The organism is Amycolatopsis xylanica (genome assembly GCF_900107045.1).
GTDB lineage: Bacteria > Actinomycetota > Actinomycetes > Mycobacteriales > Pseudonocardiaceae > Amycolatopsis > Amycolatopsis xylanica.
The window spans coordinates 401,012-426,233 of record NZ_FNON01000007.1 but is presented as its reverse complement, the minus strand read 5'-3'; the positions used below and the strand labels follow the sequence as shown (position 1 = coordinate 426,233).

The following is a 25,222-nucleotide window of genomic DNA, read 5'->3' as shown; positions in this document are numbered from 1 at the left end:
CCGCTCAGGCGTCGACGGCTCCGTTCGTGAGGAGGGCTCGGCGGGCTGTTTCGAGCTGGGTGCGCCAGCGGACGGACTCGGCGGAGTCGACCGTGCGCAGCAGCTCGGTGGCCTCGTCGATCTCGCCGCTGGCCGAAAGGACGTCGCCTTCGGCCGCGTGGGCTTCGGAGAGGAGGACCAAGGTCTTGGCGTGCCAGAGCGAGGAGCCGAGTTCGTCGAAGAGGCGGCGGGCCTCCGAGAGGTGTTCGGCGCTTGTCGCGGTGTCGCCCCTGGCCAGTGAGATCTCGCCGAGCGCGTACTCGGACTGGGCTTCGATGAGGCGTTCGCCGACGCGTTTGGCCAAGGACAGGGCGTGGACCAGGGTGGTCTCCGCGTTGTCGAGCCTGCCTTCGCGGTGGCGGACGCGGCCGAGTCCGTACAACGCGTAGGCCTCGCCGATGCGGTCGCCGATGTCGCGGACGATGCGCAGCGCGCGGTGGAGCGCCTGGCGGGCGAGCTCGATCTTGTCGCCTGCCACGTACAGGTCGGCGAACCGGTAGAGGACCTGGGCTTCGACGCGGAGGCAGTGCACGTCCTGGCAGATGGTGAGCGCGTCGTCGAGCATCTCCTGGGCGCTGTCGGCGTCGCCCTCGTCGATGCGGAACTTCGCGAGGCTGCAGAGCACGTGCGCGACGCCGATGCGGTCGTCGACCGAACGCATGATCTCGAGCGCCTTGGCGTACTTGTCGAGCATCGCCTCGGGCTGTTCGTGCACCCGGTCGACGTAGGCGGCGTTGCGGAGCACGAGTGCGACGCCGTGCTGGTCGCCCTCGGACTCGAAGATCGCGAGCGCGTCGCGGAAGCACCTTTCGGCTTCGTCGAGGCGCTTTTGGAACATGTGCAGCGTGCCCTGCGAGTAGAGCATCGCGGCGTGGCCCCGGCGGTTGCCGGTGCGTTCGGTCAGGTCGAGTGCGAGCTGGGTCGTTTCGCGCCAGTCGTCGAAATAACCCTTGGACTCGAACAGGGTCACTGCCGTGAGCGCGAGGTCCCAGCAGAGCTCGTCGAGACCGGCGGCGGCCGCTTGGCGGATCGCGGCGACCAGTGCGCGGCGCTCGGTTTCCCACCAGGTCGTCGGGTTGCCGACCGTGTCGGTGTCGGCGGGCTCGGGCGGCTCCCAGCGGGGGGCGTCGCCGTGGAGGATCGTGAAGTCGCCGCCGTACTCCTTGCGGTGCGCGGTTTCCGCGAGGGAAAGCCAGGCGCCGCTGACCCTGGTGAGCGCCGCGTCGCGCTCGGCCGCTGTCTCTTCTTCGACCAGCCGCTCCCAGGCGTAGACGCGGATGAGGTTGTGGAAGCGGTAGCGCAACACGCGCTCGGCCGGATACTCGACGGTGTCGAGGACTTGCGCGTCGACCAGGGTTTCGAGGATGTCCTCGGCGTCGTCGAGGTCGGTGTCGAGCAGCGCCGCCGCGGTCCATGCCGGGAAGTCCGAAGCCCGCATCAGCGCGAACAGCCGGAAAAGGCGCTGTGCCTGACTGCTGAGGCTGCGATACGTGAGGCCGATGTTCGACCGGAGTTCGAGGCCGCGGTGGGCGAGTTCGTCGAGCCGCTTCGCCTCGTCGCCGAGGCGGCGGACCAGGCCGCTGATCCGCCAGTGCCGTTTGGAGGCCAGCCGCGCGCCCGCGATGCGCAGCGCGAGCGGGAGGCCGTCGCAGAAATTGACCAGCTCCAGCGACGACTCGGGCTCGGCTTCGACGCGCTCGGGGCCGACGATGTTGCCCAGCAGCTCCAGCGACTGCTCGGCGTCGAACACGTCGACGTCCACCCAATGCGCTCCGGACAGACCGGACAACCGGGCACGGCTGGTCGTGATGACCGCGCAACTAGGGCTTCCGGGGAGCAACGGGACCACTTGCTCTTCACTCGTGACGTCGTCGAGCACCACCAGCAAACGTTTGCTGGCCAAGCGGCTCCGGTACAGCTCGGCGCGTTCTTGCAGGTCTTCCGGCACGGCCGTGCCCGCGACGCCGAGCGCGCGTAGGAAACGGGCTAGCAGTTTCGCCGTGCGGTCGTCGTCGTTGGGGGACTGCAGATCGGCGTAGAGGTGACCGTCCGGGAAGGTCTCGGCGAGCTCGTGTGCCGCTCGGATGGCCAAACTGGACTTTCCGACGCCGCCTTTGCCCGAAATGGACACGATCCGGACCGCATAGGACGCCATCGACGGGTCGGGATCGTCGGCGAGGATCTGCTTGATCTCGGACAAATGCCGCTCGCGGCCGGTGAAGTCGGCGATGCTGGCAGGCAGCTGGCGCGGCGCGACGAGCTGCTCGGCAGGCGCGGGAGGGCGGTGTTCTTCGGCGGGAGAGCTGGGAAGCGCGGCGAGTGCGGGTTCGGGCGCCGCCGGTGCTTCGCGGAGGTTGAGGCCGGGGTCGCGGTTGAGGATCGCGCGTTCGAGTTTCTGCAGCTCCTGGCCGGGTTCGATGCCGACCTCGTCGATCAGCGTCGCCCGCGCGCGGCGGCAGACCTCGAGCGCTTCGGCTTGGCGGCCCGCGCGGTAGAGCGCGAGCATGAGGAAGCCGTACAGGCGCTCACGCAGGGGGTTTTCGTCGATGAGCGCCTGGATCTCGCCGCTGAGCCGCTCGTGCCTGCCGAGCGCCAGGTCGAGCCGGACGCGTTCCTCGACGGCCGCGAATCTTCGGTCCTCCAACAGAGCGGCCCCGCGCTGGACGAGATCGCTGGGGATCCCGGCGAGGGCGGGGCCGCGCCAAAGCGCGAGCGCTCTGCGTAGGGTTTCCGCTGCTTCGCTGGTGTTTCCCGCTTCGGAGTGCTCGCGCGCGGCCAGCACCTGCGCCGCGAATTCCTCACTGTCCAGGTCGGACGATGCGATTTCCAGCAGGTAACCGGGTGGCCGGGTGCGGATCGCGCCCGGCTGCCCGTTGTCACCGAAAAGCTTGCGCAGCGCGGAGATGCAGATCTGGATCTGCCCGCGCGCCGTCGACGGCGGCGAGGTGTCCCAGACCGCGTCGATCAGCTGCTCGACCGGGGTGACCCGGTTCGCGTTCAAGGCCAGCATGGACAAAACCACGCGCTGCCTTGGTCCCCCCAGGTCCAGAGACCGGTCTCCCACGACCAGTTCTGGTGGACCAAGCAGTCTGAGTCCCATGTGCCCCTCGCTCCATGAATGCTTGGCGCGATGCCGTGGGCCATGGTAATTCGCGAGAGCGGTTCTGGAGTAGCAAAGGCCTCCTCTATCCCAAAATACGTGCAGAACTTCTAAGGGCCGTTCGACCATTCGGCGGTAGGTATTGGCGTATGGCCAGCAGTCGGTAATCGGTCGCGTTCGGAGTGTGCCCGAAGGCCGGTCTGTGAATTTCCGCCCGAAATTCCGTTTGACAGAACCAACTTTTTCCGCTCTCGGCCTGCGGATGCCCTGCGCTACACCGGCTTGCCGTTCACCTTGACATTGGTGAACACGACGTCCTTCGCGTTGCTGATTGACGGTTTCGCGGTGTCGATCTTGGTGAAGACGCAGTTCGTGGCGTGGAACGTCTCGAGCGGGCTGTCCTCGGATCCGTTGATCTTCACCGCGAACGGCGAGTCGTCGAGCTTGACGTCTTCGATGAAGATGTTGCGCACCTTCGGGTGCACGATGGCGCCGAACCCTGGCCCGGTGAGGCTGTAGTTCATGTCGACGAAAACGCCGCCGCGATCGCACGGGCCGCCGGAGAGCCGCCGCACGTAGATGCCGTCAATTATGCCGCCGCGCCGCTTGTTGGTCTTGAGGTAGACGCCATAGAAGGACTTGTAGGACGAACCGGTGTGAATCCGGTTGTCCTGCGCGAAAACGTTGCGCACCCCGCCGGACATCTCGCTGCCGATGGTGATGGCGCCCCAGCGGCCGTAGTAGTCGTTGTTCTCGATGACGATGTTCTCGCTGGGCACGCCGACGCGGCGGCCGTCGGTGTCCCGGCCCGACTTGATCACCGTGCCGTCGTCGCCGGTGTCGAAACTGCAGCCGGTGATGTGGACGTCCGAGCAGCTTTCCGGGTCACAGCCGTCGACCATCGCGCCGCGGCTGTAGACCTTGACGTTCTTCACGGTCACGTTCTGCGAAAGAACGGGGTGAATGGTCCACATGGCCGGGTTCTTGATCGAAACGTCCGATATCAGGATGTTCTTGCATTTGTAGAACTGGATCATGTTCGGCTTGAGGTAGTGGCCGCTGCCGTACTTGCGGTCGGCCACCGGCACCCCGTCGACGGCCTGTTTCTGCAGTTTGTCCCAGTCCGGGCCGCGTTTGTCGTCGTAGCCGAACCAGGGCCCGTTCTTCGCGTCGCCGTCGAGCGTGCCGCCGCCGGTGATCGCCACGTTGGTCTGGCCGTAGGCGTAGACGAACGGCGAGAAGTTCATGCACTCGATGCCCTGCCAGCGGGTCGACACCAGCGGATACGAGGCGGCATCGGTCTTGAACTTGATCGTCGCGCCAGCCGCCACGTTCAGTTCGACGTTGGACAGGAAGTGGATCGCGCCGGTCTTGTACGTGCCGGACGCCGGCACGAGCACCCGGCCGCCACCCGCGGCGTTGCACGCGGCGATAGCGTCCTTGAACGCCTTGGTGCAGTCGACCTTCCCGTCGCCCTTGGCGCCGTAGTCGAGGATGTTGAACGTCTTGTTCGGGAACGTCGGCGGCACGATCCTGGCGAGGATGACCGGTACCTGATCCCACGGGTCGGCGGCGGCCGGGCCGGCGAGCGCGCGCGGGACGGCCTGCGCGCCCGGCGCGGCGACCAGTGCGCCCGTGACGAGGAGGCCGCCGGCCAACCCCGCTGTCTTCAGGAAGTCGCGGCGAGAGCTGCCACTGGTCATGCGAACGCCTCCGTTGGCTTTCGAACCCGGTGATATATGATGTATAGAATGCGATAGCGAACGGACCTGGTCAACAAGCCGATGGTCGGGTTTCGCACGGCGTGAGAAGCGGCGGTCGTAGGGCGGTCCCCACCTCAGGCTCTCCGGTTCACCGGCTGGGACCGCGAGCGCGGGCGCAGCAGGCTTGACCGCATGAAAACACTCCGCACCAAGGTGGTCGCGACCGTGCTCGCGGCCGGGTTGCTGCTGACGACGCCCGCGATGGCCGTCGCCGGTCACCCGGCACGCGGCGCGCTCGTGAGCCAGGAACTGGTCCAAACGCTCGACCAAAGCGACCTGAAAGGCGCGTTCGGCCCCTTCTCGGACAGCCGGGCCAAATACGGCGTCGACGCCTACCGCGTCGTCTATCGCACGATCGACGCGAACGGCCGCCCGACGACCGCGAGCGGTCTCGTCGCGCTCCCGCGCCGCGCCGGGTCGCCGCGGGTCGTTTCGTACACGCACGGCACCAGGACCGGCCGTGACGACGTGGCGTCGATGACGCCCGAGACCATGGACCGGCCCGCCGTGTTGCTCATCGCGTCGGCCGGGTACGCCGCGGTCGCGCCCGACTACCTCGGCCTCGGCGCCGGGCCAGGATTCCATCCGTACGGCGACAAGGCTTCCGAAGCGACAGCTTCGGTTGACCTGCTCAAGGCCGCGCGCGAGTTCGCCGCGCGGCAGCATCGCAAGCTCGACCGCGACGTCTACCTCACCGGGTTCTCCCAGGGTGGCCACGCGGCGATGGCGCTCGGCAAGGCGCTGCGTGACGGCGCCGACCCCGGCTCACGGGTGCGCGGGCTCGCCCCGATCAACGGGCCGTACGACGTCCAGCACGCCGAGCTGCCGGGTGTGCTGGACAACGGCGAGGTGGCGCCGGAGACGGGCACCTTCTACCTGGCGTACTGGACGGTTTCGATGAACCGGCTGCACCGGATCTACGACCGCCCCGAGGAGGTCTTCAACCCGGGCTACCTGGGCGTGGAGGCGCTGTTCGACGGCAGCCTCGGCGAGGACAAGATCTTCCCCCAGCTGCCGCCGCGTCCGGAGCTGCTGTTCACGCCCCAGTACATCGAGCGGATGCGGCACCCGGCGGGTGGCCTTCTCGACGCCATCAGGGCGACCGACGGGACGTGCTCGTGGCGGGTCACCGTGCCGATCCGGCTCTTCGCCGCGCGCGGCGACACCGACGTCACGATCACCAACGCGAAGCACTGCCAGGCCGAGCTGGCCAGGCGCGGTGTCGAAGCGCCGGTGACCGATCTCGGCGGGATCGATCACTACGCCTCGTTCTTCCAGGCGCTCCCGCAGGTGCTCGGCTGGTTCGACGGCCTGAAGTAGTCGTGAGTGGTATGGCCGGTTAGAACCGGCCATACCACTCACGACCCCGTTACGGAATCAGCTGAGCTGACTCGGCCTGGTAGTTGTTCGGGCCGGAGTCCCACTGCTCGGTCGGGTGGTTGACGCCGGTCGGGGTCGCGTACGAGACGAAGATGCGGACCCAGCCGTTGCCGTAGTTGTAGAACGCGCCGAGGTCGGTGCGCCCGTCGCCGTTGTAGTCACCGGAGACCCAGCGTGACTGGCCGAGTTCCCAGTTGCCGTTGCCGGTCTCCCAAGTCGCAGCCGGGTCGAGGAAACCGGTCGGTGTGCCGTACCAGGTGAACATCTTGGTGTTGGCGTTGCCGAGGTCGTACAGGCCCGCGATGTCGGCGCGGCCGTCGCCGTTGTAGTCGCCCGCGATCCAGCGCGCGTTCTCCGCGGCGTAGTTGCCCGCGCCGCTGAACCACTTTTCGACCGGGTTGACGTTGCCGCTCTCGGTCGAGTACGCCACGAAGATCCGGACCACGCCGCCGCCGTAGTTGTAGTTGGCCGCGAGGTCGGTGCGGCCGTCGCCGTTGAAGTCGCCGCTGATCCAGTTGGCGCGGTAGGACTCCCAGTTGCCGGGCCTGCTGTCGAAGCGCTCGACCGGGTCCGCGAAACCGTCGGCCTTGCCGGTCCAGACGTAGAGCTTGGTCTGCGCGTTGCCGAGGTCGTAGAAGCCGCCGATGTCGGTCTTGCCGTCACCGTTGAAGTCGCCCGCGACCCACTTGGCGTTCTGCGCGGCCGTGTTGCCGAACCCGCCGTCCCACTTGACGACCGGGGAGTCGAAGCCGGTCGCGTTCGCGTAGAACACCCACAGCTTGGTGAGACCGTCGTTGTAGTTGTAGAACGCCGCCGCGTCGGTGCGGCCGTCGCCGTTGAAGTCACCGCTGAGCCAGCGTGCGCGGTAGGCCTCCCAGTTGCCAGGGGTGGTCTCCCAGCGCTGGGTCGGGACGCCGAGCGCGGGCGAGCCGCCGTTCCACACGAAGATCTTGTTCGACGCGCCACCGGTGTCGTACGAGGCGGCGATGTCGTCGCGGCCGTCACCGGTGAAGTCCGGGCGGCCGGTCTGGCCCTTGACCGTCGCCGAAACCGGCTCGGACGCGGCGCCGGTGCCCGGCACGACGCGGTAGTACCAGGTCTGCTTGGCGGGCAGCGCCGCGTGCGTGAACGACGGCGTGGTGACCGTGCCGAGCAGCGTGGCCGGGCCGACCGGCACCTCGGGCGAGGTCGAGCCGTAGACCTTGAACGAGGAGTACCACAGTGGACGCCAGCTCAGTGCGATCGCGTGCTGCGTGGCGGGAACCGCGGTCAGCGCGGTGATCTGGCGCTCCAGCCAGCCATCCAGATTGTCCACGCGGGACTCGACGGCGCCGTCGCGTGTCTCTGTCTCACCGACGCAGCCGTGCTGCAGCGAGGTGCTGTGCAACGCGACGACCTCGACGCCGGTGTCGGTCTCGCGGAACGCGGGCCCGCCCCAGTCGCCCTTGCAGATGGCTGCGTCGCCCGAGACGTCAATGGTCGTCCCGGCCACCGAGGTCACCGAAAGCGTTCCGGCATAAGGCTTCGCGGGAGCGTTCTCGGTATCGGTACGGCCGAAACCGGCCACTCGCAGCCGTTCGCCCGGCGCGGGCGCGGCGGTGCCGACCCGCACCGGGTCGATGCCGGTGACCGGGCTCGCCAGCTTGGCCAGCACCACGTCGCGGTCCGGCCTGGTGACCAGGTCGACCACCGCGCGCGACTGCGACCCGAGCGTCGCCTGCGTGGCGACCTTCGGCGCGCCACCCTGGCCCGCGTTCTCGGTGAAGCAGGCGTTCGCCGAGAGCACCCACTGCGCGTCGATCAGCACGCCGGAGCAGGTCCGGGTGCCCACGGTCAGTTTCGCGACGAACGAGTAGGCGTCCCCGAGCGAGGGGCCGCCACCCGCGATGGCGCCTGCGGGCGCCGCGGCGAGTGCCGCGCCCGCGGCGACCGTGGCCAGTGTCGCAAGAAAACGGGTGGCCAGAAAACGGCCAGTACGTGTCTGTCTCATCAAGTCCCCAGATTTTCCTCGCGCACCAGAAAATCGGCGCCCTTTTTCGATGCTGAAAAAGGTGCCGATTCCTGGTCGAGCGCGACTACCCCAGTAGTGACACCCGAGGCTAGCAGGGGGCGACGACCGTGGCCAAGAACGCCTGGAAGGCACTCACGAGCTCGAGCGGCGCTTCCTCCGGCACGTAGTGATCGGAGGGCAAGGCGTAGCCCTGCACGTCGGTGGCGTACTCGCGCCAGACGTTGACCACGTCGTAGGTCCGGCCGACGAAACTGTGCCTGCCCCACAGCGCGAGCACCGGGCAGGTGACGACCAGGCCCTGAGCCGCGTCCGCGTCGTCGTGCTCCAGGTCGATCGAGGCGGCCGCGCGGTAGTCCTCACAGGACGCGTGAATGGCGGCCGGGTCGGAGAAGCAGCGCACGTACTCGCGCAGCGCGGCCGGGTCGAACGGCACGCCACCTTGATGGCGTGCCTCCATTCTGGACCGCACCCAGAACTCGGGATCGTTCCCGATCAGCCGCTCGGGGATCCCGTCACCCGCCGCGAGGAAGAACCAGTGGTAGTAGCCGAGCCCGAAATGCGTGTCGGCCCGCTGGAACGCGTGCAGCGTCGGCACCACGTCGAGCACGGCCAGCGCGGTCACCGCGCCGGGGTGGTCGAGCGCGAGCCGGTGCCCGACGCGGGCGCCGCGGTCATGGCCGAGCACGGCGAACCGGTCGAACCCGAACGCCCGCATCACGCGCACCATGTCCAGCGCCATCACGCGCTTGGAGTAGCCGGCGTGCTCGGCGCCGGACGGTGGCTTGTCGCTGTCGCCGTAGCCACGCAGGTCCGCCAGTACCACGGTGTGCTCGGCGGCCAGTAGCGGCGCGACGTGATGCCAGATCAGGTGGGTCTGCGGGTAGCCGTGCAGCAGCAGGACCGGCGGTCCCTCGCCGCCGACGACCGTGTTGATCCGCACGCCGTCGGCGTCCACCGACCGCCGCGTGAACGAGGCGGGCAGTGGCACGCTCATCGCAGGTACTCCACGAGTTTCGCGGTGAACTCGGCGGTCGTCGCGGTGCCACCGAGGTCGGGGGTGCGCAGGTCGGTCTTGGCCAGCACGGCGGCCATCGCGTCGGTGATGTCGGACGCCGCCGCGGGCAGCCCGAGGTGCTCGAGCATCATCGCGGCCGCCCAGATCGCGCCGAGCGGGTTGGCGATGCCCCGGCCCGCGATGTCCGGCGCGGAGCCGTGCACCGGCTCGAACATGGACGGGAACTCGCGGCTGGGGTTGATGTTCCCGGCCGGCGCGATGCCGATGCTGCCGGCGACGGCGGCCGCCAGGTCGGACAGGATGTCGCCGAACAGGTTGGAGCCGACGATCACGTCGAACCGGCCGGGGTGCAGCACGATCTTGGCGCACAGCGCGTCGATGTGCTCCTGGTTCCACCGCACCCCGGGGAACTCGACGGCCCGTTCGCGCACGATCTCGTCCCAGAACGGCATGGTGTGCACGATCCCGTTGGACTTCGTCGCCGAGGTCAGCCGCCCCTTGCGGTGCGCGGCCAGCTCGAAGGCGTAGTCGACGATGCGCGTGATGCCGCCGCGGGTGAACACGGCCTCCTGCACGGCCATCTCCTCGGGCAGGCCCAGATTGTGCCGCCCGCCGATCTCGCTGTACTCGCCCTCGACGTTCTCCCTGACCACGATGAAGTCGACCTCGCCGGGCACCGCGCCGCGCAGCGGGCTCTCCACGCCGTCGAACACCTTGATCGGGCGCAGGTTCACGTACTGGTGGAACCGGCGGCGGATCGGGATCAGCAACCCCCACAGCGAGAGGTGGTCGGGCACCTCCGGCCGCCCGACGGCGCCGAGGAAGATCGCGTCGTGGTCGCGGAGCCTGTCGATGCCGTCGGCGGGCATCATCGAGCCTTCGCGCAGGTAGCGCTCGCACGACCAGTCGAACTCGTCGTAGGTGAAGTTCAGGTCGTGCTTCTTGCAGACCACGTCGAGCACGTCGAGCGCCGCGGGGGTGACTTCCTGGCCGATACCGTCACCGGGGATGAGGGCGATGTGGAAGTTCTGGGTCATGAAGGAAGTTTGAACAGGCGGCTACCGGTCCGTCTAAGACGAGTAGTCGACAACCCTTATAGCTTTGACCTATCAACCGCCGCGGACAGGAATTCACGGGCGGCCGGTGTGATCGGGCCGATACGCCGCGCGAGGGCTATGTGCAGGTAGGCGGGCGGGTCGAGCTGCAGGACCTTGGCTCCGGCGGCCTCCGCGAGTGTGGTCCAGGCGTCGGTCAAGATGGCCATACCGGCCCCCTTAAGCACTAGGGGGAGGATGGCTTCGCGGTACTCGGTTTCGATCGCGATTGTCAGGTCGACACCCGCCGCGCGGATCTCGTCGACCAGCCTGCGCATGCCGGTGCCCTCCTGGCCGACGATCAGCCGCTGCCCGGACAGCTGCTCGTGCCGGACCGCGGCGCCGGGCGGGAACGGGCTGTCCGGCGGCACCACGAGCACGAACCGCTGCTTGCTGACCGGGGTCATCAGGATGCCGGACGCGGTGGTCGGCTCGCTGCTGCCGAGCATGCCGATCTCGGCGATGCCGGTGCGGACCATGTCGAGCACGTGCTTGGCGGTGAACGCGGCGCGCACCACCACCGAGACACCGGGCCGCCGCGCGGTGAACCGGCTGATCATGCTGCTCAGCGGCTCGACCGACTGCGACGGCATGGTCGCGATCTCGACCCGCCCGGTGGTCAGCCCGGCCACCGACTCGACGCTGGCGCGCGCGAAGTCCATCCCGTGCACCACCTGCCGGGCGGGTTCGATCAGCGCGTGGCCCGCTTCGGTGAGCATCACCTTGCGGCCGACGCGGTGGAAGAGGTTGCTGCCGAGGTCGCGTTCCAGCGCGCGGATGGCCTGTGACAGCGACGGCTGCGCCAAGTGCAGCGCACGGGCGGCCGCGTTGATGCCGCCCTGGTCGACCACGGCCAGGAAATACTCGAGCTGGCGCGCTTCCACCCAGCAACCTCCCCCACGACCTCGTCAGAGTGCTACGTCAGCGTACGTCGTGCCGAGCTTGGCGCCGTTGAGAAAGGCGGAGGCTTTGCCACTGTTGCCGCCGGAACGGTAGATGCCCCACTTGTGGTTGAGGTGGTCGCCCCAGATCGTCGGGCCGGGGTAGCGGGTCTGTCCGTTGCTGAACGTCTGCTGCTTGCCGTTGACCCAGAACTCGGTCCAGCCGTCGTTCCCCTTGCTGATCTTGTAACCGATGACGAAGCTGTTCCACGAGTTCAGCGGGAAGTTCATCGACCAGATGTGCTTGCTGGAGCCGTTGGGGTTGGTGAGCTGGAAGTTCAGCTTGCCGTCGCCGACCGTCCGCAGCACATAGGGCCCGGACTGCGGCTTCCCGGCTTCGTATCCGGAAATGTGCAGCTGGTAGACCGAGACCCACTTGTCGTTCGGGTTGATGCCCTGCCATAGCGAGCGCCAGCCGATGTACTGGGTCTGGCCGAGCATCGAGTTGTCGATGCGCAGCACCGAGCCGTCCGGTTTGCGGAGCCCGCGTGTCTCGCAGCGCTCCTTGCCGTTGGCCCAGTCGGTGATGTCGTACCGGAAACACTGTCCGTACTTGCCCTGCGGGTCGGCCGCTACGCCGATCGTGCCGGGATCGGTCTCCAGGCCGTCGAACACCTTGGTGCCGCGTGCGGGATCTCCGGTCCACAGCACGCTTCGGACCGCTGCCGCGGGCGGGACGGTGAGCAGCAGTGGAGTGGCCGCGAGCGCGCCGAGAGCGGTACGCCTGCTGATGGGGGACATGGAACCTCCGCGGTCTTCAGCGCGCTTCGGTGCGCGCAGGGGTGGTGACGGCGGTGAGGCAATCCTCCGACGGACTGGTCCGATCGGCAACTCAGTCGCACAGAGTAATAGTTAGGAAAGTTTCCTAACACCCTTGTATTCGCGGTGTCGCACGTGTCACGCTTCCCAGCATCGCCGCCACTGACAAAGCCGTCCTGAGGTGAGGAGAGCGATGAGAAAGACTTTGGGTTTGGTGGCCACGGCGGCCACGCTCGCTGCGGGACTCTTCGGGGTTTCCGCGGGAGCCTCCGCCGCGACGCAAGCGAGTTCCTACGTTCCCGGCACGATCCGGCCGTCCGCCTCGCAGGCGGTGCAGGACGCGGCGCTGATGAAGTACTACGACTTCTGGAAGAAGAACTTCCTCACCACCAAATGTGGTTCCGGGACGTACGCGGTGCTGTCCAAGGACGCCGACCACTCCTTCGTCGCCGAGGGCGAGGGCTACGGCATGACCATCGCCGCGCTGATGGCGGGCAAGGACTCGCAGGCGCACGCCATCTTCGACGGCATCTTGAAGTTCGTGAAGTTGCACCCGTCGGTGAACAACAAGGATCTGCACGCCGCGGAGCAGGACGGCAACTGCAAGAGCGTCAACGGCAGTGACTCCGCCACCGACGGCGACCTGGAGATCGCGTACGGCCTGCTGATCGCGGACAAGGTCTGGGGCAGCGGCGGCACGTACAACTACAAGGCCGAAGCCGTGCGCGTCATCAACGCCATCAAGAAGAGCGAAGTCAACTCCAGCACCAAGTTCATGCGCCTCGGCGACTGGGCGACCGACAGCAAGTACACCAACAGCTCGCGCTCGTCGGACTGGATGCCGGGTCACTTCCGCGCGTTCGAAAAGGCCACCGGCGACGCGACCTGGGGCGCGATCCGCAGCAAGCACGAAGGCGCGGTCTCCTCGCTGCAGTCGTCGTACGCGTCGAGCACCGGCCTGCTGCCCGACTTCGTGGTGAACACCAACAGCACCCCGAAGCCGGCGGGCTCGAACTTCCTCGAGGGCCCGAACGACGGCAAGTACAGCTGGAACGCCTGCCGTGACCCGTGGCGCCTCGGCGCCGACGCCATCACGGCCGAAGGCAGCGCCGCGCTGAACCAGGTGAAGAAGATCAACACCTGGATCAAGTCGAACACCGGCGGCGACCCGTCGAAGATCGTCACCGGGTACTCGCTGAGCGGCTCGAAGCTCGAGAGCGACAAGCACCCGTGCTTCACCGCGCCGTTCGCGGTCGCGGCGATGACGGACCCGGGCAGCCAGGCATGGCTGGACAAGCTGTTCACCAGCATCACCAGCTTCTCGCCGGACGCCACGGACTACTACGGCACCGGCATCACCGTCCAGGTGCTCATCATCCTGAGCGGCAACTTCATCGCACCGTAGTGCCCGGGATTTAGCGGGCTTTATCCCGGGAAAAGCGCCCGGGATAAAGCCCGCTAAATCTCTTTTCGCTGGGTCACATAGGTCGCGAGTGCCGAGCGCGACTTGATGTGCAGCTTGCGGTAGATCCGGCTCAGGTGTGCTTCGACGGTTTTCCGGCTCAGGAAAAGCCTTTCCGAGATTTCGGTGTTGCTCAAGCCCTCGCCGACCAGCTCGGCGAGCTGACGTTCGCGGTCGGTCAACGCGTCCGTCGACGGCCTCGGGCGACGTGCCGCGAGCCGGCGTTCGAAGTCGACGGCTCGCTGCACCAACCGGTTCGCCTCGTGCTCGGCCGCGGAGTTCTTCGCGGTGGCGAACTGCAGGCTCGCACCAGCCAGATCTTCTTGCTCCATCAGGAGTTCGCCGAGGCGCAGGCGCGCCTGGATCTCGTCGACGCCCGCGCCGTAGTCCGCGAAACTCCGCACCGCGTGCGTCGCGCTCGCCACCGCGGCCGCCAAATCCCCTTCCTGGCCCAGAATCTGCGCCGACGCCAAGTCAGCGTGACCTCGCTGGAGCACGGAGCCGAACACTTCCGCGGACCGTTGCGCGTCACTCGCCCATTGCCGCGCGGAGTCCAGGTCGCCGAGAATCGCGGAGGCCGCGGCCGCGGTGAACATCCACTGCGCGCCATTGCAGGAGGGAAGCACGGCCATCGACTGCCGCCGTGGCTCGAGAATCTCCAGTGCCTCGCCGGGAAGTCCTTGGTACAGGCGGATTCTCGCGAGAATGCTGCCCGCGACCTGACCCCACCACGAGCGCGGATCGGTCAGCTTCATCGCGCGGCTGGCCAGCAGCGCCGCCTGCGCCGCGCCCTGGTGTTCCAGCACCGCGTTGGCGCGCAACGCCAGCGCCATTCCTTGGAACTGGGTGTCGCCGAGCGCGAGCGCGGTCTCTTCGGTCGTCTCCGCCGTGGCCAGCGCCGCCGAGACCCGGCCGAGCTGCAACTGGACGTAACTGAGGCAGGTGAGCAAATAAGGCAGCTGCATGGCCTGCTTGGCCACGCGCGCGATCCGGATCCCGCGCGTGACGTGGCGGAGCGCGTCGGCGGGCCGGTCGGTGAGCGCCTCGGCCCACCCGAGTTTGCCGATCGCGTCGAGACTGCGGCCGAACGCCTCGTCGTCCAGCTCGTCCGCCAGTTCCGCCGCGCGTGCCCGCGAGCGATGGGTGGCGCTGCCGCCGTACGCGTCGGCCAGCGCCAGCGCCGCGTACCCGGCGAGCCGCCGCTCGGCGCCCTCGTGCGCGGACGCGATCCGCAGCGCGGTCCGGAGCTCGGCACGCGCGCGCTGCGGGTTGCCCAGCATCAGCAGCACGGTCCCGAGTTCGATGTGCAGGTCGGCCAGCTCGGGCGAGTCGGCGGGCAGCCGGGGCGCGGCGTCGGTGAGCTTGTCGTCCAGCACCGTCATCGCCTGCGGATAGTTGCCCAGCACACGGTAGAGGAACGCGCAGTTCATCGCGACGCGGACGTCGAACACGACATCCTCGCCGGCGTCCGCGCGCAGCCGCAGCAACACCTCGAGCGCCGCGCCCGGCTTACCAGCGAGGCTGAGCGCTTCGCCGAGTAATAAGGAGAGCCGGCGCGTCAGCTCTCCCTCGCTTATTAAGCGCAACGCCGCGCGAGACCAGGAGATCGTGCTCGTCGGCGCGGTGTGCAGCACCTCGGTGGCCGCGCGGTAGAGCAGCTCGGCCGCCTCGAGGTCGCCGGGCAGCGCGTGGTGGACGACGTGCGCGGCTTGGCGCGCCGCGCTCTCGCCGCGCTTGCCCAGCGTGTCGGCCATCTTCGCGTGGGCTTGGCGCCGCCACTCGATCTTCGAGGTGTCATAAAGGTGCGCGCGCAGTAGCGGATGCCGGAACGTGAGCAGGTTCAGCCTGCTGTGATGCGGGCGCAGCAGGTCGCGTTCGATGAGCTTCTCGACGGCCGAGCCGACGGTCTGCTGGTGCCAGCCGGTGACGGCGACGAGGTCTTCCATGGCCATCGGATCGCCGAGGACGGCCGCCGTCCGGACGAGCTCGGCGTGTTCCGGGGGCAGTCCTGCGAGTTCGCGCCCGACCGCGAGACGCACCGCGTCGGCGCCGGTGTCCCAGCTCGTCCAGGTGCCCTTGCCAAGGCTTAGCAAGGCGTTCAGGTACAGCGGGTTGCCCTCGGTCAGCTCGTGCAACCGTTCGGCCTCGCCGCCGGGCACAAGCCGAGCGGTCTCCTGCTCGGTGAGCGGGTTCAGCACGAGTTCACGTCGTGACCAGCGCGGATGCGCGGCCTGGAGCGCGGCGGCGACGCGATCGGTCAGCTGGCGCGGCCGCCACGCGCACAACAGCACACCGGGAGCGGGCGGCGGGCGGCGCAGCAGATGCTCCATGAACTCGACGCTCGCGCCGTCGCACCAGTGGACGTCGTCGACGCAGAGCAGGAAGCCGGAATCGAGCATCGCGGCGAGCCTGCGGTAGTGCTGATAGCGCAGCAACGCGCCGTCGTCGTCCAGCGCCGCGGCCGGATCGAGCACGTCATAAGCGCCGACGGCCTCGCCGAGCGCGTCGCCGACGGCCAGCATCGGAGTGTGTTTCTCCAGCTCGGAGGCGGTGCCGTAACCGACGTTGAGGCCAAGGCCGCGTGCGTGGCCGTACGCGTGCCGCACGAGGCTCGTCTTACCCAGTCCGGGATCGCCGGAGAGGGTGATGAGGGTCAAGGTGCCGTCGCCGACGGCGCCGAGTGCCGCTTCGATGGTGTCCAGCTCGTGTGCCCGCCCGACCAGATCCACCACGGTCACCGATGGGCCTCCCTCCCTGCCGCGACCTGGAGGAGCTTAGCCGATTAAGGGTTTACACCGATGCTAAGCGGCGCCCGGCCGGAGAAGAATGGAGCTGTTCGGGGAGGTGTCCGGGCTGGGGCGGGGAGAGGGTCTAGTGAGGGGTCCGCGCTTCCGGCCGAAAGTGCTGTTCACCGGCACTTCGGTCGATTTGTCGTCGCCGGTGATCGCACGATGCGTGGCTTTGGTGCCGATCGCGTACCGGATCGCGGCGATGATGCAGATCGTCTGGTCGATCAGGACGGTGTACGGGTCGGGGGAGCCGGTACTGCTCTGGGCGACCGGCGGTCTGCTGCTCGCGGCCAACGTCGGCATCGCCATGTGGATGCGCGCGCGGCCGACCGCGGTGCCACTGGTCGACGTGGTGCACGCGGTGGTGCTCAACATCTTCGTCGCGGTGACGTCGCCACCGCATCTGTACCCCGTGCTGATGGGGATCAGCTGGGCGTACCTGGCGGGCACGGTCGCGCTCTGCACGCTGCTGCGCGGCGTGGTCACCGGCACCGTGCTCGTCGTGGCGAGCGTGCCGCTGCTGGCGATCATGTCCGGCCTGCACAACGGCGAGCTGGTGCCGCTGGCATCGGTCGGCGCCAGCCTCATCCCGCTGGTGATCTGCGAGGTCGTCGCTTTGGTCGGCCTGGTGCTTATCGGGACCTCACTGCAGTCGGTCGCGGACACGTTCGTCAGCCGCGGCCGCCTGGAGGAGCGTGAACGGCACCGCCGCGAAATGCACGACACGGTGTTGCAGGTCCTGGAGTCACTGGCTCTTGCGACGCCCAGCGACGCCGCCGACCCGGCCGCCCGGCTCGCCGAGGTGCGCGGGATCGCCCGCCAGCAGGCGATGGTGCTGCGCCGGAGTCTCGACGAATCCGAGGAACCCGCCGAGGGCCTGTGCGCGCGGCTGCGGACGCTGGTCGGCGAGATGGCGGGGCAGGGGCTGCGCGCTCAGCTGGTCGAATCGGAGATCGCCGACGTGCCCGCGCCGGTCGGCGCGGCGTTGCACGACGCGGCGCGTGAGGCTCTGCAGAACACCATGAAGCACGCGGGGACCAAGGAAGCGGTGCTGCGGGTGACCGAGCTGGACGGTGGCGTCGCGGTGATCGCGCGTGACCATGGCGTGGGGTTCGACGTGGCGGACCGGCCCGCCGGGTTCGGCATCGCGAACTCGATACTGGCGCGGCTGGCCGAGGTCGGGGGCAGCGCTCGCGTCGATTCGACTCCGGGGCGTGGCACCCGCGTCCTGCTCTGGGTCCCCGCCTGACTTGGTCGTGCGTGGGTACGGCCGGTTCTATTGAGGGGAAACCCAAAGGTGGCCTCTCCCGGGCTGGCCGGTGCGGACTTCCTCGGCCTAGTTCGACGTGGTGCCGACCTCGGGGGCACCCTCGCTGCGCGATCAGCCTCAGGCGGGCGCGAGTGGTGACTTTGCTGCATCTAACGGAGCAGAGGTACCACTCGCACAGGGTTTTCGTGGTTGAACGAGGGGCTCCCCTGCTCCGTTGGGTGCAGCAGGGGAACCCCTCGCCCACCGCCTGCCCACAGGAGACCAGGGGTCGTGAGTGTTCCGGCCGGTTCTAACCGGCCAAAACATTCACGAGCTTTTAGGCCATGCCGAGGCGGCGGGTGAGCTTGATCTCGATGACGATGCGCTCGGGGTTCGGGGTCGGCTGCCGGTGGTACCGGACGGCGTAACGGTTTTCCGCGTCACGGACGGAGTCCGCGTCCTCGCGGATGACCGCGAGACCCTCCAAAGTGGACCAACGGCCGCCTTCGACCTGGCTGACCGCGACGGTGGCGCCGTCGGAGCCACCCCGGCGGACGTTGGCGGCCTTGACGCTGCCCCGGCGGCAGATCACGCGGGCCGTCGAGAAGTCCTCGGACACGGTGACCCCGACCGGCACCACGTGCGGCGTGCCGTCCTTCCGGAGTGTGGTGAGCATGCACAGGTGCCGCTCGCTCCAGAACTCACGCAGTGCGTCGGTCGGGGCCTGTCCATTGGTGACCATGCGGCCACCCTAAGGCCTACTTCGACGGCAGATTCAGGGAGATCACCGCAGGCCGCACCGGCCACTGGTCACCGACCGGCGGTGCCGGGACCTTCGGCAGCACGGCCGCGGCCTTGGCGTCGTTCGCCTCCTCGGCCGCCGCGTGCAGGATGTCGATCGCGATCCAGCGGTCGAAGGTGTTGATCTGCTGGTACGGCCACGCCGGCGCGCCCTTTTCGGCGGCCGGGATGAGGAAGTCGACCGCCTTCACGAGGCTGGCGCCGTTGGGCGCGGTGTACTTCCAGAGGTTGACGCCGACGTGGTCGCCGATCTCGGCGAGGCGGCCGAGCGCGGCGAGGTTGAAGTTCGAGTAGTGCCACGACATCGTCCGTGACAGTTCCAGAGGCTGGCTGCCGTCGGCCTTGATCTGCTTGGCGATGCGGTTGGTCTTGACGCTCTCGACGATCGCCTTCGCCTGCGCGGTCTTCCCGAGATACAGGGCGATCGTCGCGTTCTGCATGTCGAGCCAGGTGCCGTGGTTGTTGGTGGCGGCCAGCTCGTCCTTCGCCTGCGGGCTGTTCGTCATCCAATCCAGGTACGAGGTCAGCCAGGTCTTCATGCCGGAGCGGTCACCCGACGTCCACCCCGGCGCGCCGGAGTCGAGGATCGCGAGCGCGTCGACGACCGAGCTGAACGACTGCGTCGAGTCGATGATGCCGGTGCCGCGGACCTCGGTGCGGCAGGGGATCCGCTGTGAGTACCGCATGTTCGGGTTCATCTTGGTGGCCGCGTCGAGGAACCACGTGCGCACGGCCAGTTCTGCGTGCTTCGCGTACTTTGCGTCGCCCGTGTAGAACCAGGCCAGCGCCAGCAGCGGGATCGCCTCCCACGCCTGCGCGCGAGTGGTGTGGTCGCTGATCGCGTCGGCCTCGGGGTTGCGCTGGCCGTCCTTCGACACATAGGGGCAGCCGTCGGGGTTGTCCGGCGTCTTGGGCTTGCTCGCCCACCAGTACGGCGCCTGGCTCATGTAGTCGTGCTTGTCGCCGCTGGGCGGGGTCTGGTTCTTGCTGGTGACCGACCACGGGCCCTGCGTGAGGTAGGCGTCCGCCTTCGCGAGCACCGACTTCAACGCCGCGTTGGGCTTGCCGTTCAGCTTCTGCTTGATCCGGACGAGCTGGGCGCCGTCCAATACGACCGTTTTCGGCGTGGTCGTGGCCGCTTCGGCCATTCCGGTGGGCAGCAGGCCCACCGTCAATGCCACCGCCAGCAGCCCTGAAAGCCATCTGCGCACGCTGAATCACCCTTCGACGGTTCGGCGGCGGCGGAGAACTGAAAGCCTAGTGCGCGCCGAGGTGTTCCAAAAGGACCGCCGTGAGTGCGTCCGGGACCTCTTCCAGCACCCAGTGCGAGACGTCCTCGAACATCTCGAAGCGGTACGCCGCGCTGACCCAGTTCTCCGTGTCCAGCGCGGCGACCGAGCCGAACGCGACGTCTTCGGTGCTCCACACGTAGAGCGTGGGGACGTCGATCTTGCCGATCCGGCCGTGCGGTTTGCCCGCGCGGTACCAGTTCAGCGCGGCGGTGAGCGCGCCCGGCTCGGACAGCCGGAGGATGTATTCGGCGATCCGGCCCGGCGTCACGCGGTAGTCGAACATCTGCCGGATGGCCTCGAAGTTGTTCGCGCTCATCTTGCGCTCGGTGGTGCGCGGCTGCCGCCACTCGGTCATGTACTGCGACCGCAGGTGCTGGTCTTCGTCGGTCTTGTGCGCCTCGGCGAGCGCGGCCGGGTGTGGCGTCGAAACGGCCGTCAAGGTGCGCAGCCGGTCGGGGTGCTGGTCGGCCGTGTGCCAGGCGACGGCGGCGCCCCAGTCGTGGCCGACCAGGTCGAACCGGCCCCAGCCGAGTTCGTCGGCGATCGCGACCACGTCGCCGACCAGGTCGTCGATGCCGTAGTCGACGGCGTTCTCGGGGCGGACACCCGGTGAGTAGCCACGCTGGTCCGGCGCGACCGCGCGGACTCCTTCGCGCTCGAGGCGGTAGAGCACGTCCTCCCACGCGATCGCCGCCTCGGGAAAGCCATGCAGCAGCAGGACGGGCCTGCCGTCTTCAGGGCCGGCGGCGATCGCGTCGAAGGTTCCGGCGGGCGTGGGGATGCTCAGGTGGTCCGTCACACCCCGCACCCTAAAGGAGCGCTAAACCGGGACGGCCCAAAGCTCCACCCACAAGCCCTTGTCCCGGCACTCGTAGGCCTTGAAGCCGTGGGTTTCCACGTACCACTGACCGTCCGAGTAGCACTCCCAGCCTTGGGAAGCCGGGTAGTTCCACTGGTGCTTCATTATCCAGCTGTCCCCGGCGAAGGCGGGCTGCGCCACCGCGATCGATGACGCCAGCGCGCCCAGGACGGCCGCGGCCGCGATCTTCTTCTTCACTTGATGAATCCCCAGATTCTCTTGTCGAACACGTGCCGGGACAAACAACCACGAACCGGACCGCTGTGTCCCCCGAATGGGTTAATTCAACATTTTGTTGACGTCTTCAACTCGTCGTTGTAGCGTCTGCGGCCATCGAGTCCCCGGAGGTGGCCATGTCTGTTGTTCGATGGTGCGCGCTGCTCGCGGCGGCGTCGCTGGTCACGGCTTGCGGAGGTGGCCCGGACGGCGCGGGAGGCGGCCAGCAGGCCGCCTCCGCCAGCCCGATCCCCGACACCAGCGCGATCGTCAAAGCGGTCCAGAAGGATCCGCAGGTCGCGGCCGGTTTGCCCGCCGCGATCACGCAGGCGGGCAAGCTGAAGCTGGCGTCGAACATCCAGTCCGCGCCCAACAACTTCTACTCGGCCGACGGCAAGACACCGATCGGTTTCGAGGTCGACCTCGCCAAGGCGATCGGCGCGAAGCTGGGCCTGGCCGTGGCGCACGAGGACATGGCGTTCGGCTCGCTGATCACCAGCCTGCAGTCCGGCCGGATCGACCTGACCATGGCCGGGATGAACGACACCGCCGAGCGGCAGAAGCAGATCGACTTCGTGGACTACTTCCAGTCCGGCATCACCATGATGGTCCGCAAGGGCAACCCGGACGGGATCTCCGGCCCGGATTCCTTGTGCGGCAAGGCGGTCGCGGTCGTGCAGGGCACGAGCCACCAGAAGTACGCCGAGGAGCAGAGCGGCAAGTGCGTCGCGGCGGGCAAGGGGCCGGTGACCGCGACGGCCACCGACAGCGACACGCAGAATCAGAACCAGCTGCGCACCGGCCGGGTCGCGGTGCTGCTCAACGACCTCCCGAGCGCCGTCTACATCTCGAAGACCGCCGGTGACGGCCAGTTCTTCGACGTCGTCGCCGGTGAGCCGATCAACGGCGGCCCGTACGGCATCGGCGTCAACAAGGAGAACAAGGGACTTTCCGAAGCCGTGCGCGGCGCGCTGCAGGCGCTGATCGCGGACGGGACGTACGGCAAGATCCTGGACGCGTGGGGTGTCCAGTCGGGCGCGCTGAAGCAGGCTGGGCTCAATGGCGGAAAGTGAGTACCCGATCGTCCGGCTGCGGCACTGGGGCCGGTGGATCAGCGGGATAGTCGTCATCGGGCTGCTGGGCGCGCTGGGTTTCGCGTTGGCGCAGGCCAAGATCTCGTACGGGTCGGTGCCGGAGTTCCTCTGGTACCGGGTGATGGCCGTCGGCCTGTTCAACACCGTGGTGCTCGCGGTGATCGCGCAGGGCAGCGCCATCGTCATCGGGATCGTGATCGCGCTGATGCGCCGCTCGGCCAACCCGGTGGCACGCTGGTTCGCGATCGGTTACATCTGGCTGTTCCGCGGCTTGCCGGTCCTGTTGCAGATCCTGATCTGGTATAACCTCGCGCTCGTCTTCGACACCATCTCGATCCCGTTCTTGATCCATGAGCAGACGAACGTGCTGATCAGCGCGTTCGTGGCGGCGCTGCTCGGCTTGGCGCTCAACGAAAGCGCGTACATGGCCGAGATCGTCCGCGCCGGGCTCAACAGCGTCGACAGTGGACAGACCGAGGCGGCCAAGTCGATCGGCATGACGCCGGCGGCGACGCTGCGGCGGGTGGTGCTGCCGCAGGCGATGCGGGTGATCATCCCGCCGACCGGCAACGACTTCATCAACATGCTCAAGGGCACCTCGATGGCTTCGGTCATCGGCGTGACCGAGCTGATCCATGCGGCCAACAACATCTCGTCGCACAACCTGCTGGTGATGGAAACGCTGCTGGCGGCCGCGATCTGGTACATGGTCGTGGTGACCGTCGCCGGGGTCGGGCAGCACTATCTGGAGCGGTCGTTCGAGGCGGGCACCGCTTCGGGGCCGTGGTCACGCGCGACGCGGGCGTTGCGCACCGCGCCGCTGAGGAGGGCCAGTGTCTGAGCCGTTGCTGCGCGCGGTGGGCGTGCGCAAGAGTTTCGGGCACACGGAGGTACTGCGCGGGATCGACCTGGACGTCCACAAAGGACAGGTCGTCTGCCTGCTCGGACCGTCCGGCGCCGGGAAGAGCACGTTCCTGCGCTGTGTCAACCACCTGGAGACCATCGACGGCGGCCAGGTCTGGGTCGACGGTGAACCGATCGGTTTCCAGCTGCGCGGCGGCAAGCTGCACGAGCTGCGTGAGCGCGAGGTCGCGCGGCAGCGGCGTGACATCGGCATGGTGTTCCAGCGGTTCAACCTGTTCGCGCACCGCAGCGTGCTGGACAACGTCGTCGAGGGGCCGACGCGGGTCCGGGGCGTGCGGCAGGCGGAAGCGCGGGCGTCGGCGATGGAGCTGCTCGACCGGGTCGGGCTGGCGCACCGCGCCGGCGCCTTCCCGGCCCAGCTCTCCGGCGGGCAGCAGCAGCGGGTGGCGATCGCGCGTGCGCTCGCGATGAAGCCCAAGCTGATGCTGTTCGACGAGCCGACGTCCGCGCTGGATCCGGAGCTGGTCGGCGAGGTGCTCGAGGTGATGCGTGACCTCGCGGGGGAGGGGATGACAATGGTGGTCGTGACACACGAGATGAGCTTCGCCAGCGAGGCCGCCGACGAAGTGGTCTTCATGGCCGACGGCGCGGTCGTCGAAACGGGACCGCCGTCGGAGGTGCTCGTCGCGCCCAAGCACGAGCGGACCAGGCAGTTCCTCGCGCGGGTGCTCGCCGCATGAGGATCTCGCCGGACTATCTGGTCCAGTTCGACGAGCCGTCCACGTATCTCGACTTCGCCCGCTTCGGCCCGCCCTCGCACGCCGTGCTCGACACGACGGCCCAACTGCTCAAGGAGACCACCCGCGCCGGAGCGTCCACAGTGGACGAGCTGATGCGCCAGGAGCAGCGCGCGAAGGCCGCCGCGGCACGCTTGGCGGGCAGCGACACCGACCACGTCGTGCTGGTGCCGAATACGAGCGCCGGCCTTTTTCAGGCCGCTTTCAACTCGTCGGGCGAGGTGCTCGTCTCACCGTCGGAGTTCCCGGCGAACACTTACCCGTGGGCGCGCGCGGAGCAGGCGGGCCGGGTGGTCGTGCGATCGCTGGGCGCCGGTCCCGTCACCCCGTCACTGGTCGCTTCGGCACTGACGCCGGAGATTTCGGTCGTTTCGGTGAGCGCGGTCGACTTCCGCACGGGCTACCGGGCCGACCTCGGCGGCATCCGGGAGGTCATCGGCGACCGGCTACTGGTGGTCGACGGCATCCAGGGCTTCGGCGTGATCGAGACGCCATGGGAGGCGGCCGACGTGCTCGTCGTCGGCGGCCAGAAATGGCTGCGCGCGGGCTGGGGCACGGGTTTCGTGGTCCTCTCGGACCGCGCGCTGGAGCGAATGGACCCCGTGCTCTCCGGCTGGACCGGCGCCCGCGACCCCGGCCTGTTCGACGACGAGATCCACCCCGCCGAGTCGACGGCCGCGAGCTGGTCGATCACCAACCTCAGCCCGGTCACCTCGGGCGCCTTCGCGGCCGCTTTGGAACTGGTCGAAGAAGCGGGCGTCACGGCGATCGCCGGCCGTATCGCCGAACGCGTCGGCGAACTCGAGGAAGTCGTGCTGTCCCTGGGCGGGACGGTGGTGTCCGCGGTCGATCGGCGGGCCGGGATCCTGGCTTTCACACTGCCCGACTTCCCCGCCGAGGCCGTCGGCGCGGCATTGACCGGCGACGGGATCGCGTGCACTGTCCGTCCGCAGCACGTCCGGCTGTCACCGCACGCCTCCACTACGGCGAGTGCGGCAGTGCTGGTGCGCTCGGCTTTGGCTGGATTGTCGCGTCCCGTGTCGCATGCGGTCTCTTTCGCGGCTTCTCAGGCTTCGCATGGCTTATTAACGGCCTTGATCCCGGCGGTCGAGGGACTGGCGACGATGCTCGGGCCCGGCAATGAGGTAGTGCTGCACGATCTGGCGCGGTTGCCGGACTCGATCGTCGCCATCGCGGGCGGGCTCACCGGCCGGACCGCGGGCGGGCCGATGACGGATCTGCTGCTGGGCTTGGTGCGCCGGGGGACGACTTCCGACCTCACCGATTACGAGACGCATGGTCCCGACGGCAGGCCGATCCGGTCGTCGACGATGTTCCTGCGCGACGAGAACGGCGTCGCGGTGGGCTGTTTGTGCGTCAACAGCGAGCGGCCTGGGCCCGCTTTGGGCCCGGCGACCCGGGAGACGTTCCCGCCGGATGTCGACAGCCTGCAGCGGTTCTTGATCGAGCGGGCGGTGGGGAAGGCCGGGATCCCGGTCGACCTTATGAAGAAGGTGCACAAGGCCGCGGTGGTCCGGGAGCTGGACGAGGCGGGTTTCTTCCTGATCAAAGACTCCGTGGACAGCCTGGCGGCGCATTTGGACGTCACGCGCTACACGATCTACAACTACCTGAACGAGACGCGGGCTTAGTCCTGGGCTGGGCCAGCTTGGGTTGCGCAGGGTTTTCGGCCACTC

The 25,222-nt window shown here is 68.2% G+C and carries 19 protein-coding genes; 7 read left to right on the top strand and 12 right to left on the bottom strand.

Going from position 1 to position 25,222, the window contains the following annotated elements; all coding sequences use genetic code 11:
- Positions 1 to 4: 4 nt before the first annotated feature.
- Together BLV57_RS31080 and BLV57_RS31075 are read right to left on the bottom strand one after the other, a co-directional pair.
- Entirely contained in the window at positions 5 to 3,139 is a 3,135-nt protein-coding gene (locus tag BLV57_RS31080; protein WP_281244445.1) for an AfsR/SARP family transcriptional regulator, read from the bottom strand.
- A 272-nt stretch (positions 3,140 to 3,411) separates the two neighbouring features.
- Positions 3,412 to 4,842 carry a glycoside hydrolase family 28 protein gene (locus tag BLV57_RS31075; protein WP_091294809.1) on the bottom strand — a complete coding sequence of 477 codons (1,431 nt, stop codon included), beginning with the start codon at positions 4,840 to 4,842 and terminating at the stop codon, positions 3,412 to 3,414.
- Between the two features lie 192 nt (positions 4,843 to 5,034).
- Between BLV57_RS31075 and BLV57_RS31070 the strand changes: the two genes are divergently transcribed.
- Positions 5,035 to 6,222: an alpha/beta hydrolase family protein gene (locus BLV57_RS31070; RefSeq protein ID WP_091294807.1), complete on the top strand. Its 1,188-nt coding sequence runs from the start codon at positions 5,035 to 5,037 to the stop codon at positions 6,220 to 6,222.
- Between the two features lie 49 nt (positions 6,223 to 6,271).
- Here the strand turns inward: BLV57_RS31070 and BLV57_RS31065 are convergent, their stop codons facing one another.
- The 5 genes from BLV57_RS31065 to BLV57_RS31045 all read right to left on the bottom strand — a co-directional run bounded on the left by BLV57_RS31065 (position 6,272) and on the right by BLV57_RS31045 (position 12,084).
- Positions 6,272 to 8,272: an FG-GAP-like repeat-containing protein gene (locus BLV57_RS31065; protein ID WP_091294805.1), complete on the bottom strand. Its 2,001-nt coding sequence runs from the start codon at positions 8,270 to 8,272 to the stop codon at positions 6,272 to 6,274.
- 109 nt (positions 8,273 to 8,381) lie between these two features.
- A complete protein-coding gene (locus tag BLV57_RS31060) occupies positions 8,382 to 9,287 on the bottom strand; it encodes an alpha/beta fold hydrolase (RefSeq protein WP_091294802.1) in 906 nt (301 codons plus the stop codon).
- Positions 9,284 to 10,345: a tartrate dehydrogenase gene (locus tag BLV57_RS31055; protein WP_091294801.1), complete on the bottom strand. Its 1,062-nt coding sequence runs from the start codon at positions 10,343 to 10,345 to the stop codon at positions 9,284 to 9,286. Before BLV57_RS31055 ends, BLV57_RS31060 begins: the two co-directional genes overlap by 4 nt.
- A 56-nt stretch (positions 10,346 to 10,401) precedes the next feature.
- Positions 10,402 to 11,286, bottom strand: coding sequence for a LysR family transcriptional regulator (locus tag BLV57_RS31050; RefSeq protein WP_091294799.1), 885 nt, complete (start codon positions 11,284 to 11,286; stop codon positions 10,402 to 10,404).
- Positions 11,287 to 11,310: 24 nt separating this feature from the next.
- Positions 11,311 to 12,084, bottom strand: coding sequence for a heparin lyase I family protein (locus BLV57_RS31045; protein ID WP_091294796.1), 774 nt, complete (start codon positions 12,082 to 12,084; stop codon positions 11,311 to 11,313).
- A gap of 211 nt (positions 12,085 to 12,295) precedes the next feature.
- Here BLV57_RS31045 and BLV57_RS31040 point away from each other — a divergent pair, with 211 nt between their 5' ends.
- Positions 12,296 to 13,507 carry a family 8 glycosyl hydrolase gene (locus BLV57_RS31040; RefSeq protein ID WP_091294795.1) on the top strand — a complete coding sequence of 404 codons (1,212 nt, stop codon included), beginning with the start codon at positions 12,296 to 12,298 and terminating at the stop codon, positions 13,505 to 13,507.
- Between the two features lie 53 nt (positions 13,508 to 13,560).
- Here the strand turns inward: BLV57_RS31040 and BLV57_RS31035 are convergent, their stop codons facing one another.
- On the bottom strand, positions 13,561 to 16,302 hold the full coding sequence (locus tag BLV57_RS31035) for an ATP-binding protein (RefSeq protein WP_091294793.1): 2,742 nt from the start codon (positions 16,300 to 16,302) through the stop codon (positions 13,561 to 13,563).
- 136 nt (positions 16,303 to 16,438) lie between these two features.
- Here BLV57_RS31035 and BLV57_RS31030 point away from each other — a divergent pair, with 136 nt between their 5' ends.
- On the top strand, positions 16,439 to 17,602 hold the full coding sequence (locus tag BLV57_RS31030; protein ID WP_176968884.1) for a sensor histidine kinase: 1,164 nt from the start codon (positions 16,439 to 16,441) through the stop codon (positions 17,600 to 17,602).
- A gap of 337 nt (positions 17,603 to 17,939) precedes the next feature.
- Here BLV57_RS31030 and BLV57_RS31025 read toward each other — a convergent pair whose 3' ends face one another.
- The 4 genes from BLV57_RS31025 to BLV57_RS31010 are packed head-to-tail and all read right to left on the bottom strand — an operon-like array spanning position 17,940 to position 20,752.
- Positions 17,940 to 18,344 (bottom strand): PPOX class F420-dependent oxidoreductase, encoded by a 405-nt coding sequence (locus BLV57_RS31025; RefSeq protein WP_091294790.1) that lies wholly within the window; start codon positions 18,342 to 18,344, stop codon positions 17,940 to 17,942.
- 16 nt (positions 18,345 to 18,360) lie between these two features.
- Positions 18,361 to 19,614, bottom strand: a complete 1,254-nt coding sequence (locus BLV57_RS31020) for an alginate lyase family protein (protein WP_245757589.1) — start codon at positions 19,612 to 19,614, stop codon at positions 18,361 to 18,363.
- A 46-nt stretch (positions 19,615 to 19,660) separates the two neighbouring features.
- The gene (locus tag BLV57_RS31015) at positions 19,661 to 20,494 is read right to left on the bottom strand and encodes an alpha/beta fold hydrolase (RefSeq protein ID WP_091294789.1); all 834 of its coding nucleotides are present in this window, start codon (positions 20,492 to 20,494) and stop codon (positions 19,661 to 19,663) included.
- 21 nt (positions 20,495 to 20,515) lie between these two features.
- A complete protein-coding gene (locus BLV57_RS31010; protein ID WP_091294787.1) occupies positions 20,516 to 20,752 on the bottom strand; it encodes a hypothetical protein in 237 nt (78 codons plus the stop codon).
- Positions 20,753 to 20,907: 155 nt separating this feature from the next.
- On the opposite strand from BLV57_RS31010, the gene BLV57_RS31005 reads away from it, so the two are divergent.
- From BLV57_RS31005 to BLV57_RS30990, 4 genes are read left to right on the top strand one after another with little or no spacing between them, the layout of a single operon-like run.
- A complete protein-coding gene (locus BLV57_RS31005; protein ID WP_091294786.1) occupies positions 20,908 to 21,843 on the top strand; it encodes an ABC transporter substrate-binding protein in 936 nt (311 codons plus the stop codon).
- Entirely contained in the window at positions 21,830 to 22,705 is an 876-nt protein-coding gene (locus BLV57_RS31000; protein WP_091294784.1) for an amino acid ABC transporter permease, read from the top strand. The genes BLV57_RS31005 and BLV57_RS31000 overlap by 14 nt, the downstream gene beginning before the upstream one ends.
- Positions 22,698 to 23,468 (top strand): amino acid ABC transporter ATP-binding protein, encoded by a 771-nt coding sequence (locus tag BLV57_RS30995; protein ID WP_091294782.1) that lies wholly within the window; start codon positions 22,698 to 22,700, stop codon positions 23,466 to 23,468. The genes BLV57_RS31000 and BLV57_RS30995 overlap by 8 nt, the downstream gene beginning before the upstream one ends.
- Positions 23,465 to 25,177 (top strand): aminotransferase class V-fold PLP-dependent enzyme, encoded by a 1,713-nt coding sequence (locus BLV57_RS30990; protein WP_091294780.1) that lies wholly within the window; start codon positions 23,465 to 23,467, stop codon positions 25,175 to 25,177. Before BLV57_RS30995 ends, BLV57_RS30990 begins: the two co-directional genes overlap by 4 nt.
- The last annotated feature ends 45 nt before the right edge of the window (positions 25,178 to 25,222 follow it).

What these genes read in the sequence shown, in the direction of transcription:
- BLV57_RS31080 (WP_281244445.1), bottom strand. Translation starts at nt 3,139, where the DNA reads ATGGGACTCAGACTGCTTGGTCCACCAGAACTGGTCGTGGGAGACCGG.
- BLV57_RS31075 (WP_091294809.1), bottom strand. Translation starts at nt 4,842, where the DNA reads ATGACCAGTGGCAGCTCTCGCCGCGACTTCCTGAAGACAGCGGGGTTG.
- BLV57_RS31070 (WP_091294807.1), top strand. Translation starts at nt 5,035, where the DNA reads ATGAAAACACTCCGCACCAAGGTGGTCGCGACCGTGCTCGCGGCCGGG.
- BLV57_RS31065 (WP_091294805.1), bottom strand. Translation starts at nt 8,272, where the DNA reads ATGAGACAGACACGTACTGGCCGTTTTCTGGCCACCCGTTTTCTTGCG.
- BLV57_RS31060 (WP_091294802.1), bottom strand. Translation starts at nt 9,287, where the DNA reads ATGAGCGTGCCACTGCCCGCCTCGTTCACGCGGCGGTCGGTGGACGCC.
- BLV57_RS31055 (WP_091294801.1), bottom strand. Translation starts at nt 10,345, where the DNA reads ATGACCCAGAACTTCCACATCGCCCTCATCCCCGGTGACGGTATCGGC.
- BLV57_RS31045 (WP_091294796.1), bottom strand. Translation starts at nt 12,084, where the DNA reads ATGTCCCCCATCAGCAGGCGTACCGCTCTCGGCGCGCTCGCGGCCACT.
- BLV57_RS31040 (WP_091294795.1), top strand. Translation starts at nt 12,296, where the DNA reads ATGAGAAAGACTTTGGGTTTGGTGGCCACGGCGGCCACGCTCGCTGCG.
- BLV57_RS31025 (WP_091294790.1), bottom strand. Translation starts at nt 18,344, where the DNA reads ATGGTCACCAATGGACAGGCCCCGACCGACGCACTGCGTGAGTTCTGG.
- BLV57_RS31005 (WP_091294786.1), top strand. Translation starts at nt 20,908, where the DNA reads ATGTCTGTTGTTCGATGGTGCGCGCTGCTCGCGGCGGCGTCGCTGGTC.
- BLV57_RS31000 (WP_091294784.1), top strand. Translation starts at nt 21,830, where the DNA reads ATGGCGGAAAGTGAGTACCCGATCGTCCGGCTGCGGCACTGGGGCCGG.
- BLV57_RS30990 (WP_091294780.1), top strand. Translation starts at nt 23,465, where the DNA reads ATGAGGATCTCGCCGGACTATCTGGTCCAGTTCGACGAGCCGTCCACG.